The sequence below is a fragment of the Jiella avicenniae genome (assembly GCF_021390325.1).
GTDB classification, from domain to species: Bacteria; Pseudomonadota; Alphaproteobacteria; order Rhizobiales; family Rhizobiaceae; genus Jiella; species Jiella avicenniae.
Genome location: NZ_JAJUWU010000008.1, coordinates 216,084 through 233,288, shown reverse-complemented (window position 1 = coordinate 233,288; position 17,205 = coordinate 216,084). Strand labels below are relative to the sequence as shown.

Genomic DNA, 17,205 nt, shown 5'->3' with positions numbered 1-17,205 from the left:
CCATGGCCCTGTCGAGGAACCGCCGCAGCGAGCGCAGCATCGATTACTGGCCGGGCTTCGTCGACGCCTTGTCGACGCTGCTCCTCGCCATCATGTTCCTCCTCTCGGTCTTCGTTCTCGCGCAGTTCCTGCTCAGCCGCGAGATCAGCGGCAAGGACGCGGTGCTCGACCGGCTGAACAGCCAGATCAACGAGCTGACGCAGCTTCTCTCGCTGGAGCGCTCGACGAGCCAGGACTACCAGGACCAGATCGCGACGCTGCAGGCTTCGCTCTCCTCCGCCGAGGAGGCGCGGTCCAGGCTGCAGCAGGCGCTGGACTCCGGCAGCGGCTCGGCGGCCACCGCCAACGCTCAGGTCGCCGAACTCGAAGGCGCGCTGGAAGACGAGCAGGCGGTCTCCCAGCGGGCGCGCTCGCAGATCGAACTCCTCAACCAGCAGCTCACGGCACTGCGCCAGCAGATCGCGGCACTGGAGGATGCGCTGGAGGCCTCCGAGACCCGCGACAAGCAGAGCCAGACCCGGATCGCCGATCTCGGCCGGCGTCTGAACGTCGCGCTCGCCCAGCGGGTGCAGGAGCTGTCGCGCTATCGCTCGGACTTCTTCGGCCGGCTGCGGGAAATCCTCTCCGACCGCGACAACATCCGCGTCGTCGGCGACCGCTTCGTCTTCCAGTCGGAGGTGCTGTTTCCCTCCGGCTCGGACGTGCTGCAGCCGGCGGGGACCGAGGAGATGGCCAAGCTCGCCGACGCGATCAAGGAACTGGTCCGGGAAATCCCCTCCGACATCAACTGGATCATCCGCGTCGACGGCCATACCGACAGCGTGCCCGTCTCCAGCAACCGCTTCGAGGACAACTGGGAGCTTGCGAGCGCCCGCGCCGACGCCGTGGTGCGTTTCCTGATCGAGCAGGGCGTGCCGCCGACGCGGCTCGCCGCCACCGGCTTCGGCGAGTTCCAGCCGCTGGAGGAGGGCGACAGCCCCGAGGCGCGGGCCCGCAACCGCCGCATCGAGTTCAAGCTGACGGAGCGGTGAAAAGGCCGGCGAGTGTACGCCCTGTCACGGCCCGAACGGGCTCGCCGTCGCGCCGGATGCGCCGAACCTCGCCGGCGACAGCGCCTATTACCTGACGGCCCAGCTGAAGGCCTTTCGCTCCGGCGAGCGCAAGCACGAGCAGATGTCGATCATCGCCAAGGGCCTGTCGGACGAAGACATCGCCGACCTGGTGGCGTGGTTCTCGGCGATCGAGTTGAAGGCGACCTTGCCGACGGTGAAGTGACGGGCGAGGATCGGCAAAGGATTCGGCCGCGCCTGCCTCCGAACGCGGCGCTTTCGACGGCAGTCTACCGCCCATGTCCCGTTCCGCGCGTCTCCTCAGGTTGATCGAGTGTCTGCGTGCCCACCGGAGGCCGGTGGCGGGCGCGACCCTGGCGCGCGAACTCGGCATCAGCCTGCGCAGCCTCTACCGGGACATCGCGACGCTGCAGGGCGAGGGCGTGCCGATCTCCGGCGAGGCCGGCGTCGGCTACGTGCTCGGGCCGGGCCTCACCCTGCCGCCGCTCAATTTCGACGCCGTGGTGCTCGGGTTGCGATTCGTGGAAAAGCGCCTGCCGGAGGGGCTCGGCGACGACGCGCGCCGAGCGCTCGCCAAGATCGAGGCCGTGCTGCCGAAGGGACGCTCGGCTGCCGACGTCCATCTCCTCGTCGGCGCCCCGGCGGCGGGGTCGGCCGCCGTGCTCGACCAGATCCGCGAGGCGATCCGCAAGGAGGACGCGCTCAAGATCGCCTATCGCGACAAGAAGGGCGATGCGAGCGAGCGAACCGTCTGGCCGATCGTCGGCGGCTTCTTCGACGCCGCGGAGATGGTCGCGGCCTGGTGCGAGATGCGCGGCGACTTTCGCCATTTTCGCCTCGATCGGATCGAACGGATCGCGCTCGCCGGTCGCCCCATGGAGCGGCGTCACCGCGTGCTGCTGGCGGACTGGCGGCTCTTTCGGGACAGTCGCGACGCCGGCTGAGACCCGCGACGAGAAGGCTGCTGTCGGAAACTGACAGTCGCGAGGGTTAGGTCTGTCGCCGTTTCGAACACCGAAGGAAACGGACCCATGACCCAAGCACTCACCGGCGCGCCCTACACGCTGCTCTACACCGACGACGTCAGCCGCAATGCGGCGAAGCTCGAGCGCTTCTTCGGCTTTGCGCCCGTCGAATACACGCCGGGCTTCGCCCTGTTCTTCTTCGGCGAAGGCAGGCTGGGGCTCTGGAAGCTCGACGCGGTCGAGCCGCGGGTGAAGGTGCGGCCGGGGGCGTGCGAATTCGCGCTTTCCCTGGACGGCGGGCCGGCGGCGGTCGACGCGGCGGCGGCGCGCGCCTTCGACGCGCAGATGACGATCCTGCAGGAGCCGACGGAGATGGATTTCGGCTACACCTTCGTTGCGGCCCTCGACGACGGGAACCGCATCCGGATGTTCGCCCGGTCGCAAGCCTCCGCATGACGGACCGAGGAGGGGACCGGCCGACGGTCGCGCTCCCGCCTTTCGCGAACGTGATCGTCCGTGATCGCCGCAAGCGGGAGGTTTGCGGCGATCCGGCTTGCCTGATCGCCCGGGACGCTAGTTGCCGCTTCGGTATGCCACCCAAGGGTTGGCGACGACGTTCAAGGGAGCCTTTCATGCAGAAGACAATCGCCGCCATGCTCATGGTCGCCGCCACCGGCCCGGCGCTCGCACAGGACGCAAAGCCGACGACCGGCGGAGAAGCCGGCCAGGGCGTGAAGGTTACGCCGCTCGGAAGCCATGACGGCGAGTTCTGTTCGCGGGATCGGGCGATGGTGTTCGAGGACCCGGACGGGACGCGCATCCTCTACGACGCGGGACGCACGGTCGCCGGTGCGGACGACCCGCGGCTCGGCGACATCGACGCCGTGCTCGTCAGCCACGTCCATGGCGACCACCTCGGCGACCAGCGCATCGAACGGGTCAACGCCGGCACCTGCGCCTCGCCCGAGACGGGCGTCTCGACGGTGCCGAATTCCAACAGCGCCGAGATCGCCGCCGGCAAGAACGCCAAGATCGTCGTCGGCAGCGAGATGGCGAGCTTCCTCGGCACCAAGCTCGCGGCCCTCGGCTCGAGCGCCGACGACGCCCAGCTCGTGCGTTTCGGCGCCTCGCGCAAGATCGGCGGCGTTTCCATCACCACCGTGCCGGCGGTCCATTCCAACGGCCTGTCGGGGGACTTCATCGACGGGCCGCTCGGCGAGAATCTGAAGACCGCCGGCCTCAACGCCTATGTCGGCCCGCCGACCGGCTACGTGCTGACCTTCTCCAACGGCCTCGTCGCTTATCTCTCGGGCGACACCGGCGTCACCGCCGAGCAGGAGACCGTCGTCACCAAGCAATACGGCGCCAAGCTCGTCGTGATGAACATCGGCGACGTCTATACCACCGGCCCGAGCGAAGCCGCCTTCGTCGTCGACGAGATCATCAGGCCCGCCTCGGTGATCCCCTCCCATGCCAACGAGCAGGCGACCGAGGGCGGCAAGGTCGTCGCCGGCTCGAAGACCGAGGCTTTCATGCAGGCGGTGAAGGCGGACGCCTATCTGCCGCTCAGCGGCAGGACCATGACCTTCGACGAAAGCGGCGCCTGCACCGAGGGGTGCTGATCGCCCGCCCCGGCGAAAGGGAGACAACTTCGACGCAAACGAAAAGGAGCCGGCTCGTCGCGCCGGCTCCTTTCGCTTTGGCCGATGAAGCGGACGGCCGCCGGCTCAGTCGGCCGTGATCGTCGCGGTGACGAGTTCGCCGCCGACGCGGATCGGGCCGTCTTCCTTGGCACCGAGCGTGTATTCGAAGACGCCCATCTCGTTGCCGCCGGCCTCGGAGTGGACCATCAGCATCAGCATGTCGCCGCTGGCGACGTCCTCGGTGAGTTCGGCGGAAACGTTCTCGTTCATGCCTTCGTTCAGCGGCGCGTGGCCGACCACCGGGCCGGGCTTCATCTCCGCATCGGTGCGGTGGACGACGAGCCAGCCCTTTTCGGGCGCGGTGACGGATTCGGCCATGACCGAACCGCCGGACACGTCCTGATCGGAGGCGGTGACGCCCGGCGTCATGGCCTGTGCGACGGCGGCGCCGGCCATGCCGGCGGTGGCGAGGAGGGCGATGACGATGCGTTTCATGGAGAAACCCTTTCTTCGGTGACGAACGTTGCGTCCGTCAAAAGATACGATTCGCATCTTGTATGGATCGCATCGTCACGACGCTGTCAGATGCTTCACGTGCTCGATGACAATGGTGTCAGACCGGCGTTCTTATCTCGTCGATACGTTGACAATACCATTTTTTCGACTTGGCTCAGGGGACTCTCGGGCGCGCTGCCGGTGCAGCGGTTCGCCCGGGCGATCCAACGCCATTCGAGTCACCAGACCGGACGAGGGTCCGAAGGCGACGACGGGGCCGCTGGAACGGATGTCGCTCAAGCCGTCGCGAGCGCCGTGGCGGCCCACTCCGCGGCACCCTCGTCCGTCCCGCCGGTAAAGGCTGCGACGGTCACCGACGCGTCGAGATCCGGAAAATGATAGACGGCGTTGACGCCGAACGGTCCGCCGCCCGAGTGGCCGATCGCCCGGCCGGCGCCCTTCACGGTGCCGATCATCAGGCCGAGACCGTAGCCGTGGGTCGTCCACGGCCGACCGGGGATGGCGCCGCCGACGGCGTGGCGGTCGCGCATCGCCGCCAGCGTGCCCGGTGCCAGCAGCCGGCCGGGCGTCATCAGCGCCGAAAGGATCGCGGCGGCGTCGCCGGGGGTGCCGACGACGAGGCCGTGATAGACCCAGCGCGGATCGTAGCCGCGCAATGCCGGCCAGAAGACGCCGGCAAGGTCGGCGGGCTGCATGGCGACCCGGGCGCTTTCGAGACGGAGCGGCGCGAAGACGAGTTCGCGGAGCGCCGTGTCGAGATCCGACGCCGTCGCCGCCTCGATGGCCTCGCGGACGAAGAGATAACCGACATTGCTGTAGGCCCAGCCGGTGCCGGGCGCAAAGTCCGGCGTATCGACATCTACCGCGGCTAGGAGCCGTTCGCGCGGCCAAGCCGGATCACCGCGTGCCACGGCGGCATGATACGCGGCGAGCTTGCCGTAGTCGGGCACGCCCGCCCGATGCTGAAGGAGTTGGCGCAGCGTGTAGGGACGGCCCCGATACGGCGCGTCCAGGTCGAGGGCGCCCCGTTCGCTCAGCTGCAGAGCGGCGATGGCGAGGATCGTCTTGGTGAAGCTCCACCAGGGAAATGTCGCGTCGGTCCGGCCGGAATGGACGGCCTTGCCGTCGGCCGTGAGCCTGACTGCATGTCCGTCCGGCTGAGCCATCCGCGCCTCCTGTGTGGCCTCGGCCGGACCGCCAGGGAGCTATTCCGCCGCGTCGTCCAGCCGCCCGGCCTCGAACTGCAGCCTGGCGAGGCGGGCATAGATCCCGCCTTTGGCGATGAGGCTCTGGTGATTGCCCTCTTCGGCGAGGCGGCCGTGATCGAGGACGAGGATGCGGTCGGCCTTGAGCACCGTCGAGAGGCGATGGGCGATGACCAGCGTCGTGCGCCCGACCATCAGCTCGTCGAGCGCCTTCTGGACCAGCACCTCGCTTTCGGCGTCGAGGGCCGAGGTCGCCTCGTCGAGGAGGAGGATCGGCGCGTCGCGCAGGAGCGCCCGGGCGATGGCGATGCGCTGGCGCTGGCCGCCCGACAGCGTCACGCCGCGCTCGCCGAGAAGGGTGTCGTAGCCGCCGGGAAGGGCGGTGACGAAGCCGTCCGCGAGCGCCTGTCGCGCGGCCCGCTCGACCTGCCCGGGGCTGGCGCCCGGATCGCCAAAGGCGATGTTGTCCCGCGCCGAGGCGGCGAAGATCGTCGTGTCCTGCGGCACGAGGGCGATGCGCGAGCGAAGGTCGATCGGGTCGGCTTGGGTGAGATCGACGCCGTCGACGAGGATGCGGCCGGATGCGGGATCGTAATAGCGCTCGATCAACGCGAAGACCGTCGACTTGCCGGCGCCGGACGGGCCGACGATCGCGACGGTCTCGCCCGGCTCGACCGAAAAGGACAGGCCGTTCAGCGTCGGAAGATCGGGCCGGCTCGGATAGGCGAAGGACACGTCTTCGAAGGTGACGCGCCCGGTGGCGGGGGTCGGGAGGGCGGCTGGGCGCGCAGGCGCGACGATCGCCGGCTTTTCCGCGAGCAGCTCCGCCAGCCGCTCGGCCGCGCCGGCGGCGAGGGAAAGTTCGCCCCAGACTTCCGAGAGCTGGCCGAGCGCCCCGGCGGCGAAGACCGCGTAGAGCAGGAACTGGCTGAGCGTGCCGGGCGACAGCGTGCCGGCGGTGACCCGGGAAGCACCGATCCACAGGACCGCAACGACCGAGGCGAAGATCAGGAAGATCGCGATCGCGGTGAGCAGCGCCCGCGCCTTGATCGAGGCCCTCGCGGCGCCGAAGGCCTCGTCGACGGCGGCGCCGAAACGGCCGGCGACGGCGCGCTCGGAGGTGAAGGCCTGGACCGTGCGCATCGCGCCGATCGCTTCCGAGGCATAGGCCGTCGCGGCGGCCAGCGTGTCCTGGGCGTGCCGGGAACGCCGCCGGACGCCGCGGCCGAAGGCGACCAGCGGCAGGACGATGAAGGGAATCGCCGCGATGACGATGAGCGACAGCGCCGGGCTCGTCCCCACCATCATCGCCAGGGCGCCGAGAAACAGGATGGCGTTGCGCAGGAACAGGGAGGCGGTCGACCCGACGGCGGATTTCACCTGCGTCGTATCTGCGGCGAGACGCGAGACGATCTCGCCCGATTCGGCGGTGTCGTAGAAGGTCGGCGAGAGCCGGGTGAGATGGGCAAAGACCGCCTTGCGAAGGTCGGCCACCACCCGCTCGCCGAGGGTGATGACGAAGAAGTAGCGCCCGGCGCTGGCCAGCGCCAGCACGGCCGCCAGCACCATCAGCATGCCGAAATAGGCGTTGAGCAGCCCGGTGTCGGATTCGATGAAGCCGTGATCGATCACCCGGCGCACGGCGAGCGGCAGGGACAGTGTGGTCAAGGCGGCCAGCGCCAGGAAGAAGCAGGCGCCGGCCACCATGGCCTTGTATCGCATCAGATAGGGAACGAGGCTGCCGAGCGGCTTCAGGTTCCGGCGCGGTTTCCCTCGGCCTTTCGTGGCCGCATCTTCGTCGCGCAAAACAAACTCCGTCGTCCATTCTCGGGGACCCGAGCGTCTGGCCGCCCGGACCTTGTGCCGACCCCGGCTCTGATGTATAGGCTCGAACCCGATTTTGGAAGCGATCAAAGCTCGACGATCCCCTCGACATCCGGCAGGCTCTCCGGCGACGGACCGGGCCTTCGGCTGCGCCGGGGATGTTTTTGCGAACAGAGTTCAAGGACCACGTGCGATGAAGAAAGACATCCATCCGAAGTACCACGCCATCACCGTGGTCATGACCAACGGCACCGAGTACCAGACCCGCTCGACCTGGGGCTCCGAAGGCGACAAGCTGAACCTCGACATCGACCCGACGAGCCACCCGGCCTGGACCGGCGGCAACCAGCAGCTGATGGATCGCGGCGGCCGCGTCTCGCGCTTCAAGAAGCGCTACGAGGGTCTCGGTATCTGATTTCGCTTCGCCGACACGGCGAAGGACATTTCGAGAGGGGCCGGATGCGGGCGACGCATCCGGCCCTTTTTCGTGGCGGAACGGATCGCCGGCGACTCGACGGCTGCTGGTTCTCAGCCGCGACGGCGCTGGGCGCCGCGCTCGGCGAGGGTGATGCCGCCGAGGACGCAGGCGAGTGCGACCACGTGGTAGAGATGCAGCGCCTCGCCGATGATCGCCACCGCCAGCAGCGCACCGAACACCGGCACCAGATTGATGAACAGATTTGCCCGATTGGGTCCGATCATCTCGACGCCGCGGATATAGAGCGTCTGGGCGATCAGCGACGGGAAGACGACCGTATAGAGCGCCACCGCCGTTCCCTGGAAATCCGGCAGCCGGGTCATGCCGAGGGCGAACTCGATGCCCGCATAGACGACCGAAATCGCCAGCGAGGCGCAGGACAGGACGAAGATCGTCGACAGCCAGTGGATGGGCGGCTTGAATCGGAGCGCCACCGTGTAGCCGCCGTAGAACAGAACGGCGAGAATCATCAAGGCGTCGCCGCGATTGAGGTCGAGGGAGAGGAGCGTCGACAGATCGCCGTTCGCGGTCGTCACCGCGACGCCGACCAGCGTCAGGGCGAAGCCGACGACCTGCAGCCAGGCGACGCGCATCCGGAACAGGACGAAATTGGCCAGAAAGACCACCAGCGGCATCGCCGACTGCTCGATGGTGATGTTGATCGCGGTGGTGAAATTGGCGGCGAGGTAGAAGATCGCATTGAACGAGGCGAATCCGACCATGCCGAGGATCGACAGATAGACGAGGTGCCGGCGGATCACCGGCCAGTCGGCGCGCACGTGCGGCAGCGCGAAGGGCGCGACCAGAAGCGTCGCGAAGAACCAGCGCGTCAGCGTCAGCAGCATCGGCGAGATGTGGCCGGCGGCGAGCTTGCCGGCGACCGCGTTGCCGGCCCACAGCAGGGCGACGGTGGTGAGGACGAGATAGGGGTGGACGAGGCTCTTCGGCATTTCTCTTCCCAATCGCCGACGCCGGTCCTCTCGTGCGGCCGGAGGCGGTAGCGGCAGGGCCCCGTCTAGTCGGGATTGCCGGAACTGGCCAGAGCCCCTTATGTTTTTCGCAAATCCGGAGCGGCCGACGCATTATCGGCAAGTTCTGTGAGTTTACGCAGTCGCGTGTCCGTGTTCATGGACAGGCGGGGCTCCGACGCGTTACAGGCCAACGGGAATTCTCGCCGTCCAGCTTGACGAAGGTCTCGCATCGCAACTTCGGCGGCATGTCGTCGCCGTCGCTCGGCCGGCGCGCCACGGGCGCGACCGGTCGGTTTTCGTGAGGAAGTACATGGCAAACGTCGTCGTCATCGGGTCGCAATGGGGTGACGAAGGAAAAGGCAAGATCGTCGACTGGCTTTCCGAGCGAGCCGACGTCGTCGTGCGTTTTCAGGGCGGCCATAATGCGGGTCATACCCTCGTCGTCGACGGCGTCTCCTACAAGCTGTCGCTGCTGCCTTCCGGCGTCGTGCGCCAGGGCAAGCTGTCGGTCATCGGCAACGGCGTCGTCTTCGATCCGCATGCCTTCGTCGCCGAGCGCAAGCGGCTGGCCGAACAGGGCGTCGCCATTGACCCGTCGAGCCTTCGCATCGCCGACAACGCCGCCCTGATCCTGTCGCTCCACCGCGAACTCGACGCCACCCGCGAGAACGCCAATTCTGGGACCAAGATCGGCACCACGGGCCGCGGCATCGGCCCGGCCTACGAGGACAAGGTCGGCCGCCGCGCCATCCGGGTCATGGATCTCGCCCATCCCGAATCCCTGCCCGAGCGGATCGAGCGGCTGCTCGCCCATCACAATGCGCTGCGCCGGGGGCTCGGCCAGGACGAGGTCGACGCCGCGGCGATCCTCGAGGAGCTCACCTCGGTCGCCGGCGAGATCGTGCCGTTCATGGACCGCGTCTGGCGGCTGCTCGACGAGCGGCGCAAGGCCGGTGCGCGCATCCTCTTCGAGGGCGCACAGGGAACGCTGCTCGACATCGACCACGGCACCTACCCCTTCGTCACCTCGTCGAACACCGTGGCCGGGCAGGCGGCAGCGGGATCCGGGCTCGGACCCGGCAGCCTCGGCTTCGTCCTCGGCATCACCAAGGCCTACACGACGCGGGTCGGAGAGGGGCCGTTCCCCAGCGAACAGGACAACGAGATCGGCCAGTTCCTCGGCGAGAAGGGCCGCGAGTTCGGCACGGTGACGGGGCGCAAGCGCCGCTGCGGCTGGTTCGACGCCGTGCTGGTGCGACAGGCGGTGGCCATCAACGGCATCGACGGCCTCGCCCTGACCAAGCTGGACGTGCTCGACGGTCTGGAGGAAATCAGGGTCGTCACCGGCTATGAATTGGATGGGAAGCGGATAGACTATCTTCCGGCAAGTCTATCCGAGCAGAAGCGGGTCGAACCGATCTACGAAAGCTTCGAAGGCTGGCAGGCGACGACGGCCGGCGCCCGCAGCTGGAGCGACCTGCCGGCCCAGGCGATCAAATATGTCAGACACATAGAGGAGCTGGTCGCTGCGCCCGTGACGCTTCTTTCGACCTCGCCCGAGCGCGAGGACACAATACTTGTTCGCGATCCGTTTCAGGACTAGAGTCGGGATCGCAGGGACTTAATCCACCACGACAAGCGAGTGACTGCATTCCATGGCGGATCTGAGCGGCGTTCTTCGCAAGACCATCGACGGCCTGCCGCGCGCAACGCCGCAAATGCGGGAAAAGGTCTACGAAAAGGCCCGGGCCGCGATCCAGCGGCAGATCGGCGCGGCCAGCCCGCCGCTCGCCGACAACGTCGTGGCGGCGCGGCTCGCCGCGCTCGAAGATGCGATCACCCGCACCGAAGAGCACTACGTCGCGCAGGAGGCTGCCGCTGCGGAGCAGGCGGGGGCTCCGGCATCGCCGGCGCCTGCCGCCGCAGCCGAGCCCGCCGCGCCGAAACCGGCCGGCCCCGTGCCGCCGCCGGCACAACCCGCCCAACCGGCCCCCACCCAACCGGCACCCGTCCAGCCGGCTCAACCGCCGCGCCCACAGCCGCCGGCGGCGGCGCAGCCCGCGGAAAATCGTCCTGCGCCCGCCCCGCAACCCGGCCCTGCCGCCGGTCCGGCGCCTCAGTCTCCGCCGCCGCAACGACCGGCGCCCGAACCGGCAAAAGCCGCTCCGGCCCAGCCGCTGCAGGCGCGCCCGGACCAGGGGCCGCCCAAGGCAGAGGCTCCCGCCCCCTCGGCGCCGAAGCCGGCGCCCCAGCCGAGATCCGACGCTCCGGCGCCCGCTGCGCCGCAGCAACGATCCGTCGAGGCCGGGGAAAGTCCGCGGCCGCAGCAGCAGCCCGCGCAGGCCCGGCCGTCGCTTCCGGCTGCGACCATGCCGGGGCAGGCGGCGGCACGAACCCCTGACGGTGTGCGGGACGAGGGGGCGTTCTTTCCCCCGGAAACCGCGGAACCCGACGCCGGCGACCAACCGCCGGCGATCGGGGCGCCGTTCCTGGTGCCGGAGGAGCGGGATGCCCGTCCCTCCGGCGGCGCGGCGCCCGGCCCGGCAGCGCATGAGACGCCGCGCGACGACGACTTCGACGGCGACCTGCGCGTCCCCCACGACATCCGTGTCGACGACAACGACATCCCGGAGGCGGACGTCAGCGCGCCGCGCTATTCCGCCCGCCGCTCCGGGCGCTCTTCCGGCCGCGCCGGCAAGGTCGCGGCAGCCGCCGCCGTCGTCCTGCTGCTCGGTGCCGCGGGCACCGCGGGGTGGATCTACCGCGACGACATCGAGGCCCTTCTCGTCACCCCTGCGGACATCGGCACGATCGCCGAGCGGTCGGGCACGGAAGCTCCGCCCACGACGAACGAAAGCGCGCCGGCCCCGGGCGAGACGGAAAGCCAGACCGCCTCTGCCGAGGAGCCGCCGGCATCGACCCGGCGGTTCACCCAGCGGCTCCTGCCGGATGGAACCGAGGTCGACGAGGGACCGGCGCAGAAGACGCCCAATGCCTTCGACGAAGGCACCAACGTCGCGGCCGCGACGAATGTCGACACCAATGCTCCGCCGGCGGGCGCGACCCCGACGATCTCGAGCGAGATCGGCGAGGACCCGGCGATCGTCGGCGGCGAGACCGAGGCGCCCGGCGTCGCGGCGCCCGAGGCGGGCGCCGATGCAGAGTCCCCGGCCGGCGTCGCGACGGATTCGTCCGCCTCAACGCCATCGGCCGCGCCGGACGCGGCCCCGGGCGAGAACGGGCTGGCCGTCGCCCAGAAGGCGGTCTTCTATCAGGAAAAGACCGAGGATCTTCCGGGCACGCAGGAGACCGGCACGGTGGTCTGGTCGCTGGTGGACGAGCCCGGAGCGGACGGTGCCTCGGCGGAGCCGGCCGTCCGGGCCGTCGTCGACGTGCCGGAAGAGAAGCTGAAGATGACCATGACGATCAAGCGCAACGCCGATTCGACGCTGCCGGCGAGCCACGTCATCGAACTGGAATTCGACGTGCCTCAGGACTTTTCCGGCCGCAGCGTCGCCAACGTCCAGCGGCTGGCGCTGAAGGAGACCGAACAGGCGCGGGGCGAGCCCCTGATCGGCGTCGCCGGCAAGATCTCCGACAACTACTTCATCATCGCCCTCAACAATCTCGACCAGGCGGTCCAGAACAATCTGGCGCTGCTCGAGAACCAGAAATGGATCGACATCCCGATCGCCTATCAGTCCGGCCGCCGAGCGCTGATCTCGATCGAGAAGGGGATTCCGGGCGAGCGCGTCTTCAAGGACGCGCTGAAGGCCTGGCAGGCGAAGACGTGAACCGATGGGAAGGGGGGCGACGTCCCGCCCGCCCGACATGTCGCAGCGCGATTTCGGCGCGAGGCCGAAGGTGCGGCGATATCGCAGTGCCAACCGGGGACATCGCCTCGCGAGCCCGCCGATGAGCCTCTGATCGAGGATCGCCGAAGGCACCGCCGCGCCGACCCGGAAGGTCTCGGGCTGGCCGTCAGCCGGCCTGCCGGCCGAGACGCTGCATCAGCGCCATGGCGCCGTGCGGCGCACGGGGTTTTCCCGACCGGATGAAATAGGCGAAGACGTCGCGCGGCGCCTTCTCGATGGGCGCATCCGGCGCGGCCTTGCAGAGGTCGCCGGGCTCGCCGCCTGCTGCAAAGGTTGCGAGCCGCTCGGACCATTCGTCCAGCGCGTCGGGCGGGTAGCAGGTCTCGACCGCGGCGTCGCCGCGCTGCAGGCGCAGATAGACGAAATCGGCGGTGACGTCGGCGATCTGCGGATGATCGTCGCTGTCGGCGCAGACGATGGCGACGCCGGCCTTGCGGCAGAGGCCGGCGAAATCGGGCGTGACGAAGCTTTCATGCCGCGGCTCGACCACGTGGCGGAGCGCAATGCCGCCGGCCGATTTCGGCAGCAGCTTCAGAAAGCCGGCGAAGTCGTCCGGGTCGAACTGCTTGGTTGCCGCGAATTGCCAGAGGATCGGGCCGAGATGCTCCCCGAGTTCGGCGATGCCGGAATTGACGAAGCGCTCGATCGACTCGCCACCTTCCGAGAGAATCTTGCGATTCACCGCGAAGCGCGGTGCCTTCAGCGAAAAGACGAATCCCTCCGGCACCTCGCTCGCCCATTTGGCGTAGGTCTCGGGCTTCTGGCTGCGATAGAAGGTGCCGTTGACCTCGATCGTCGTCAGCTTCGAGGCTGCATATTCGAGTTGCCGCTTCTTCGGCAGGTCGGAGGGATAGAAGGTCTCGTCCCAGGGCTCGAAGGTCCAGCCGCCGATGCCGGTGCGGATCGTGCCGCTCATGATCGTCTCCCGATTGTGGTTGGCGAAGGCGCTCGCTACATTGATGACGTGCCGAAGGAGAAGAGGATGGCTGTCGTCACCATACAGAAGGCGGAAACCGGCCTTGCGGAGCTTCTGGACCGGGTGGAAGCGGGCGAAGAAATCGTCATCGCGCGGGGCGACGAGCCGGTGGCGAAGCTGGTGCGGGTGGACCCCGACAAGCCCAAGGTTCGCGGATATGGTGCCCTTGCCCATTTGCGCGACAAGATCCCGTCCGACCTCTTTCTCCAGCCGATGTCCGAGGACGACTTGGCGGCTTGGGAAGGCAAATACTCGTTTCTCGGCGATAATGGCGAGTGAGAGTACTTCTCGATACTCACGCATTTCTCTAGTGGCTCACCGCCGATCCGCATCTCAGCGATGCGGCCAAATCGACGATCGAGGACATCGAAACGGATCGCTACGTGAGCGCGGTCACGGCCTTCGAACTCGCGAATAAAGTCAGAATTGGTAAACTGGAGGTCGCGCGGGAGATCATCGAAACGTTCGATGATTTCATTAGGCAAGGCCGCTTCTCCAAACTGCACGTCACCCATTCCCATGCGCTCATGGCTGGCCAGATGCTCGGAACCCACAAGGACCCGTTCGATCGTCTACTTGCCGCTCAGGCGAAGATCGAAGAACTGGCATTGATCACGGTCGACCAGGCCTTCGATCAGTTTGGCATTACACGGCTTTGGTAACCGAGAATGCCTGCGCAACGGCCTTGGAGCTCGCGAACCCTACTCCGCGGCCTCCTTCTTCACCCGCGGCCGCCGCTCCAGAAGCTCCTTCAAGAACTGTCCCGTATAGGACCGCTCGACCGTGATGACGTCCTCCGGCGTGCCGGTCGCGACGATCTCGCCGCCGCCGTCGCCGCCTTCAGGGCCGATGTCGATCAGCCAGTCGGCAGTCTTGATCACCTCGAGATTGTGCTCGATCACCACCACCGAATTGCCGCGGTCGACGAGGTCGTGCAGCACTTCGAGGAGTTTCGCGACGTCGTGGAAATGCAGGCCCGTCGTCGGCTCGTCGAGAATGTAGAGGGTCTTGCCGGTGGCCTTGCGCGACAGCTCCTTGGCGAGCTTCACGCGCTGGGCCTCGCCGCCGGACAGCGTCGTCGCCTGCTGGCCGATCTTGATGTAGCCGAGCCCGACCTCGTTCAGCGTCACCAGCTTGTCGCGCACGGCGGGGACGGCGGCGAAGAAGTTCACGCCTTCCTCCACCGTCATGTCGAGGACGTCGGCGATCGACTTTTCCTTGAAGGTGACCTCCAACGTCTCGCGATTGTACCGCTTGCCCTTGCAGACGTCGCAGGTGACGTAGACGTCGGGCAGAAAGTGCATCTCGATCTTGATGACGCCGTCGCCCTGGCAGGCCTCGCAGCGCCCGCCCTTGACGTTGAAGGAGAAGCGGCCGGGCTGGTAGCCGCGCGCCTTGGCTTCGGGCAGCGCCGCGAACCAGTCGCGGATCGGGGTGAAGGCGCCGGTATAGGTGGCGGGGTTCGAGCGCGGCGTGCGGCCGATCGGCGACTGGTCGATGTCGATCACCTTGTCGAGCAGTTCCAGCCCTTCGATCCGGTCGTGCTCGGCCGGGATGTCGCGACCGTTGGCGATACGGCGCGAGGCGGCCTTGAACAGGGTCTCGATCAGGAAGGTCGACTTGCCGCCGCCCGACACGCCGGTGACGCAGGAAAACACCCCGAGCGGCAGTTCGGCCGTGACGTTCTTCAGATTGTTGCCGCGTGCGCCGACGACCTTCAGGCGCTTGCCCTTCGGCGCCTTGCGGCGCTTCTCCGGCACCGGCACGCCGAGATCGCCCGAGAGATACCGGCCGGTCAGCGACTTCGGATGGGCCATGATCTCGCCGGGTGTGCCCGAGGCGATGACCTCGCCGCCATGGATGCCGGCGGCCGGGCCGATGTCGACCACGTAGTCGGCGGCAAGGATCGCGTCCTCGTCGTGTTCGACGACGATGACGGTGTTGCCGATGTCGCGCAGATGCTTCAGCGTGTCGAGCAGGCGGGCGTTGTCGCGCTGGTGGAGGCCGATCGACGGCTCGTCGAGCACGTAGAGCACGCCGGTGAGGCCGGAACCGATCTGCGAGGCGAGGCGGATGCGCTGGCTTTCCCCGCCGGACAGGGTGCCCGAGGCGCGCGACAGGGTCAGATAGTCGAGGCCGACGTCGTTGAGAAAATTCAGCCGCTCGCGGATCTCCTTGAGGATGCGGACGGCGATCTCGTTCTGCTTGTCGTTCATCGCGGCGGGCAGCGCCTCGAACCAGCCGGCCGCATCGCGGATCGACAGCTGCGTGACCTCGCCGATGTGCCGGCCGGCGATCTTCACCGCCAGCGCCTCGGGCTTCAGTCGGTAGCCGCTGCAGGCGGGGCAGGGCGTCGCCGACATGAAGCGCTCGATCTCCTCGCGCATGAAGGCGGAGTCGGTCTCCTTCCAGCGGCGGGCGAGATTGTTGACGACGCCCTCGAAGGTCTTGGTCGTGGTGTAGGAGCGGATCCCGTCCTTGTAGCGAAACTCGATCTTGTCGCGCCCCGTGCCGTAGAGAATGGCGGTCTTCGCCGCGTCCGAAAGTTCGACCCAGCGGTCGGTCTGCTTGAAGCCGTAGACCCTGCCGAGCCCGTCGAGGGTCTGGCCGTAATAGGGCGAGGTCGATTTCGCCCAGGGCGCGATGGCGCCGGCTTTCAGCGTCAGGGCGTCGTTCGGGACGATGAGCTTCGGATCGACCGCCTGCTGCGAGCCGAGGCCGTCGCAGGTGGGGCAGGCGCCGAAGGGATTGTTGAAGGAGAAGAGGCGCGGCTCGATCTCGGAAATGGTGAAGCCGGATACGGGGCAGGCGAACTTTTCGGAAAACAGGAGACGCTCGTGGGTCTCGTTCTTGCTGCGATTGGCGCCCGCATCCGCGAGCCGCTCCTTGGGCAGGGGCTTGTCGGCGAATTCGGCCACCGCCAAGCCATCGGCGAGCCCCAGCGCCGTCTCGATGGAATCGGCGAGGCGCGCCTTCATGTCCTCGCGCACGACGATGCGGTCGACCACCACGTCGATGTCGTGCTTGTACTTCTTGTCGAGCGCCGGGGCGTCGGCGATCTCGTGATACTCGCCGTCGATCTTGACGCGCTGGAAGCCCTTGCGCTGCAGCTCGGCGAGTTCCTTCCTGTACTCGCCCTTGCGGCCGCGGATCATCGGGGCGAGGAGATAGAGCCGCGTTCCTTCCTCCAGCGCCAGCACCCGGTCGACCATCTGGCTGACCGTCTGGCTCTCGATCGGGAGCCCGGTCGCCGGCGAATAGGGCACGCCGACGCGGGCGAAGAGCAGCCGCAGATAGTCGTAGATCTCGGTGACGGTCCCGACCGTCGAGCGCGGGTTCTTCGAAGTGGTCTTCTGCTCGATCGAGATCGCCGGCGACAGGCCGTCGATCTGGTCGACGTCCGGCTTCTGCATCATCTCGAGGAACTGCCGGGCATAGGCCGAGAGGCTCTCGACGTAGCGGCGCTGGCCCTCGGCATAGATCGTGTCGAAGGCGAGCGACGATTTGCCCGAGCCGGACAGACCGGTCATCACGATTAACCTGTCGCGCGGCAGATCGAGATCGACGCCCTTCAGATTGTGCTCGCGCGCGCCGCGTATGGAAATCGTCTTCAATTCGGCCATGAGATCCGCCGGTCCGTCCGTCGTCCGTGTCTGAGAGGCAAGGCGACTACTTAAGACTC

14 protein-coding genes and 2 pseudogenes are annotated in these 17,205 nt (G+C 67.8%); 10 read left to right on the top strand and 6 right to left on the bottom strand.

The window, feature by feature from the left end:
• Window positions 1-2 precede the first annotated feature (2 nt).
• The 5 genes and pseudogenes from LZD57_RS10070 to LZD57_RS10050 all read left to right on the top strand — a co-directional run bounded on the left by LZD57_RS10070 (window position 3) and on the right by LZD57_RS10050 (window position 3,657).
• The gene (locus LZD57_RS10070; RefSeq protein ID WP_233719478.1) at window positions 3-1,031 is read left to right on the top strand and encodes a peptidoglycan -binding protein; all 1,029 of its coding nucleotides are present in this window, start codon (window positions 3-5) and stop codon (window positions 1,029-1,031) included.
• Window positions 1,032-1,053: 22 nt separating this feature from the next.
• A pseudogene (locus LZD57_RS23990) lies at window positions 1,054-1,275 on the top strand (c-type cytochrome); the annotation flags it as partial.
• Window positions 1,276-1,348: 73 nt separating this feature from the next.
• Entirely contained in the window at window positions 1,349-2,014 is a 666-nt protein-coding gene (locus LZD57_RS10060; RefSeq protein WP_255699885.1) for a helix-turn-helix transcriptional regulator, read from the top strand.
• Window positions 2,015-2,101: 87 nt separating this feature from the next.
• Window positions 2,102-2,491, top strand: coding sequence for a VOC family protein (locus LZD57_RS10055; protein WP_233719476.1), 390 nt, complete (start codon window positions 2,102-2,104; stop codon window positions 2,489-2,491).
• A gap of 176 nt (window positions 2,492-2,667) precedes the next feature.
• The gene (locus tag LZD57_RS10050) at window positions 2,668-3,657 is read left to right on the top strand and encodes an MBL fold metallo-hydrolase (protein ID WP_233719475.1); all 990 of its coding nucleotides are present in this window, start codon (window positions 2,668-2,670) and stop codon (window positions 3,655-3,657) included.
• Between the two features lie 105 nt (window positions 3,658-3,762).
• Here LZD57_RS10050 and LZD57_RS10045 read toward each other — a convergent pair whose 3' ends face one another.
• The 3 genes from LZD57_RS10045 to LZD57_RS10035 all read right to left on the bottom strand — a co-directional run bounded on the left by LZD57_RS10045 (window position 3,763) and on the right by LZD57_RS10035 (window position 7,205).
• Window positions 3,763-4,173, bottom strand: a complete 411-nt coding sequence (locus tag LZD57_RS10045; protein WP_233719474.1) for a DUF7282 domain-containing protein — start codon at window positions 4,171-4,173, stop codon at window positions 3,763-3,765.
• Between the two features lie 296 nt (window positions 4,174-4,469).
• The gene (locus LZD57_RS10040; protein ID WP_233719473.1) at window positions 4,470-5,360 is read right to left on the bottom strand and encodes a serine hydrolase domain-containing protein; all 891 of its coding nucleotides are present in this window, start codon (window positions 5,358-5,360) and stop codon (window positions 4,470-4,472) included.
• Between the two features lie 39 nt (window positions 5,361-5,399).
• Entirely contained in the window at window positions 5,400-7,205 is a 1,806-nt protein-coding gene (locus LZD57_RS10035; RefSeq protein WP_233719472.1) for an ABC transporter transmembrane domain-containing protein, read from the bottom strand.
• Between the two features lie 211 nt (window positions 7,206-7,416).
• On the opposite strand from LZD57_RS10035, the gene rpmE reads away from it, so the two are divergent.
• On the top strand, window positions 7,417-7,638 hold the full coding sequence (gene rpmE, locus LZD57_RS10030) for a 50S ribosomal protein L31 (protein WP_233719471.1): 222 nt from the start codon (window positions 7,417-7,419) through the stop codon (window positions 7,636-7,638).
• A gap of 113 nt (window positions 7,639-7,751) precedes the next feature.
• Here the strand turns inward: rpmE and LZD57_RS10025 are convergent, their stop codons facing one another.
• Window positions 7,752-8,651, bottom strand: a complete 900-nt coding sequence (locus tag LZD57_RS10025; protein WP_233719470.1) for a DMT family transporter — start codon at window positions 8,649-8,651, stop codon at window positions 7,752-7,754.
• A 331-nt stretch (window positions 8,652-8,982) separates the two neighbouring features.
• On the opposite strand from LZD57_RS10025, the gene LZD57_RS10020 reads away from it, so the two are divergent.
• Together LZD57_RS10020 and LZD57_RS10015 are read left to right on the top strand one after the other, a co-directional pair.
• Window positions 8,983-10,275 (top strand): adenylosuccinate synthase, encoded by a 1,293-nt coding sequence (locus LZD57_RS10020; RefSeq protein ID WP_233719469.1) that lies wholly within the window; start codon window positions 8,983-8,985, stop codon window positions 10,273-10,275.
• 52 nt (window positions 10,276-10,327) lie between these two features.
• Window positions 10,328-12,466: a hypothetical protein gene (locus LZD57_RS10015; RefSeq protein WP_233719536.1), complete on the top strand. Its 2,139-nt coding sequence runs from the start codon at window positions 10,328-10,330 to the stop codon at window positions 12,464-12,466.
• Between the two features lie 187 nt (window positions 12,467-12,653).
• Here the strand turns inward: LZD57_RS10015 and LZD57_RS10010 are convergent, their stop codons facing one another.
• Window positions 12,654-13,463: a DUF72 domain-containing protein gene (locus tag LZD57_RS10010; protein ID WP_233719468.1), complete on the bottom strand. Its 810-nt coding sequence runs from the start codon at window positions 13,461-13,463 to the stop codon at window positions 12,654-12,656.
• 66 nt (window positions 13,464-13,529) lie between these two features.
• On the opposite strand from LZD57_RS10010, the gene LZD57_RS10005 reads away from it, so the two are divergent.
• Together LZD57_RS10005 and LZD57_RS10000 are read left to right on the top strand one after the other, a co-directional pair.
• A complete protein-coding gene (locus LZD57_RS10005; protein ID WP_233719467.1) occupies window positions 13,530-13,802 on the top strand; it encodes a type II toxin-antitoxin system Phd/YefM family antitoxin in 273 nt (90 codons plus the stop codon).
• A 47-nt stretch (window positions 13,803-13,849) separates the two neighbouring features.
• Window positions 13,850-14,185 (top strand): annotated as a pseudogene (locus tag LZD57_RS10000) (type II toxin-antitoxin system VapC family toxin); the annotation flags it as partial.
• Between the two features lie 39 nt (window positions 14,186-14,224).
• On the opposite strand, the gene uvrA reads toward LZD57_RS10000, so the two are convergent.
• Window positions 14,225-17,146, bottom strand: coding sequence for an excinuclease ABC subunit UvrA (gene uvrA / locus LZD57_RS09995; RefSeq protein ID WP_233719465.1), 2,922 nt, complete (start codon window positions 17,144-17,146; stop codon window positions 14,225-14,227).
• Between the last annotated feature and the right edge of the window lie 59 nt (window positions 17,147-17,205).

What these genes read in the sequence shown, in the direction of transcription:
- LZD57_RS10040 (WP_233719473.1), bottom strand. Translation starts at nt 5,360, where the DNA reads ATGGCTCAGCCGGACGGACATGCAGTCAGGCTCACGGCCGACGGCAAG.
- LZD57_RS10070 (WP_233719478.1), top strand. Translation starts at nt 3, where the DNA reads ATGGCCCTGTCGAGGAACCGCCGCAGCGAGCGCAGCATCGATTACTGG.
- LZD57_RS10060 (WP_255699885.1), top strand. Translation starts at nt 1,349, where the DNA reads ATGTCCCGTTCCGCGCGTCTCCTCAGGTTGATCGAGTGTCTGCGTGCC.
- LZD57_RS10020 (WP_233719469.1), top strand. Translation starts at nt 8,983, where the DNA reads ATGGCAAACGTCGTCGTCATCGGGTCGCAATGGGGTGACGAAGGAAAA.
- LZD57_RS10050 (WP_233719475.1), top strand. Translation starts at nt 2,668, where the DNA reads ATGCAGAAGACAATCGCCGCCATGCTCATGGTCGCCGCCACCGGCCCG.
- LZD57_RS10015 (WP_233719536.1), top strand. Translation starts at nt 10,328, where the DNA reads ATGGCGGATCTGAGCGGCGTTCTTCGCAAGACCATCGACGGCCTGCCG.
- rpmE (WP_233719471.1), top strand. Translation starts at nt 7,417, where the DNA reads ATGAAGAAAGACATCCATCCGAAGTACCACGCCATCACCGTGGTCATG.
- LZD57_RS10025 (WP_233719470.1), bottom strand. Translation starts at nt 8,651, where the DNA reads ATGCCGAAGAGCCTCGTCCACCCCTATCTCGTCCTCACCACCGTCGCC.
- LZD57_RS10005 (WP_233719467.1), top strand. Translation starts at nt 13,530, where the DNA reads ATGGCTGTCGTCACCATACAGAAGGCGGAAACCGGCCTTGCGGAGCTT.
- LZD57_RS10010 (WP_233719468.1), bottom strand. Translation starts at nt 13,463, where the DNA reads ATGAGCGGCACGATCCGCACCGGCATCGGCGGCTGGACCTTCGAGCCC.
- uvrA (WP_233719465.1), bottom strand. Translation starts at nt 17,146, where the DNA reads ATGGCCGAATTGAAGACGATTTCCATACGCGGCGCGCGCGAGCACAAT.
- LZD57_RS10055 (WP_233719476.1), top strand. Translation starts at nt 2,102, where the DNA reads ATGACCCAAGCACTCACCGGCGCGCCCTACACGCTGCTCTACACCGAC.
- LZD57_RS10045 (WP_233719474.1), bottom strand. Translation starts at nt 4,173, where the DNA reads ATGAAACGCATCGTCATCGCCCTCCTCGCCACCGCCGGCATGGCCGGC.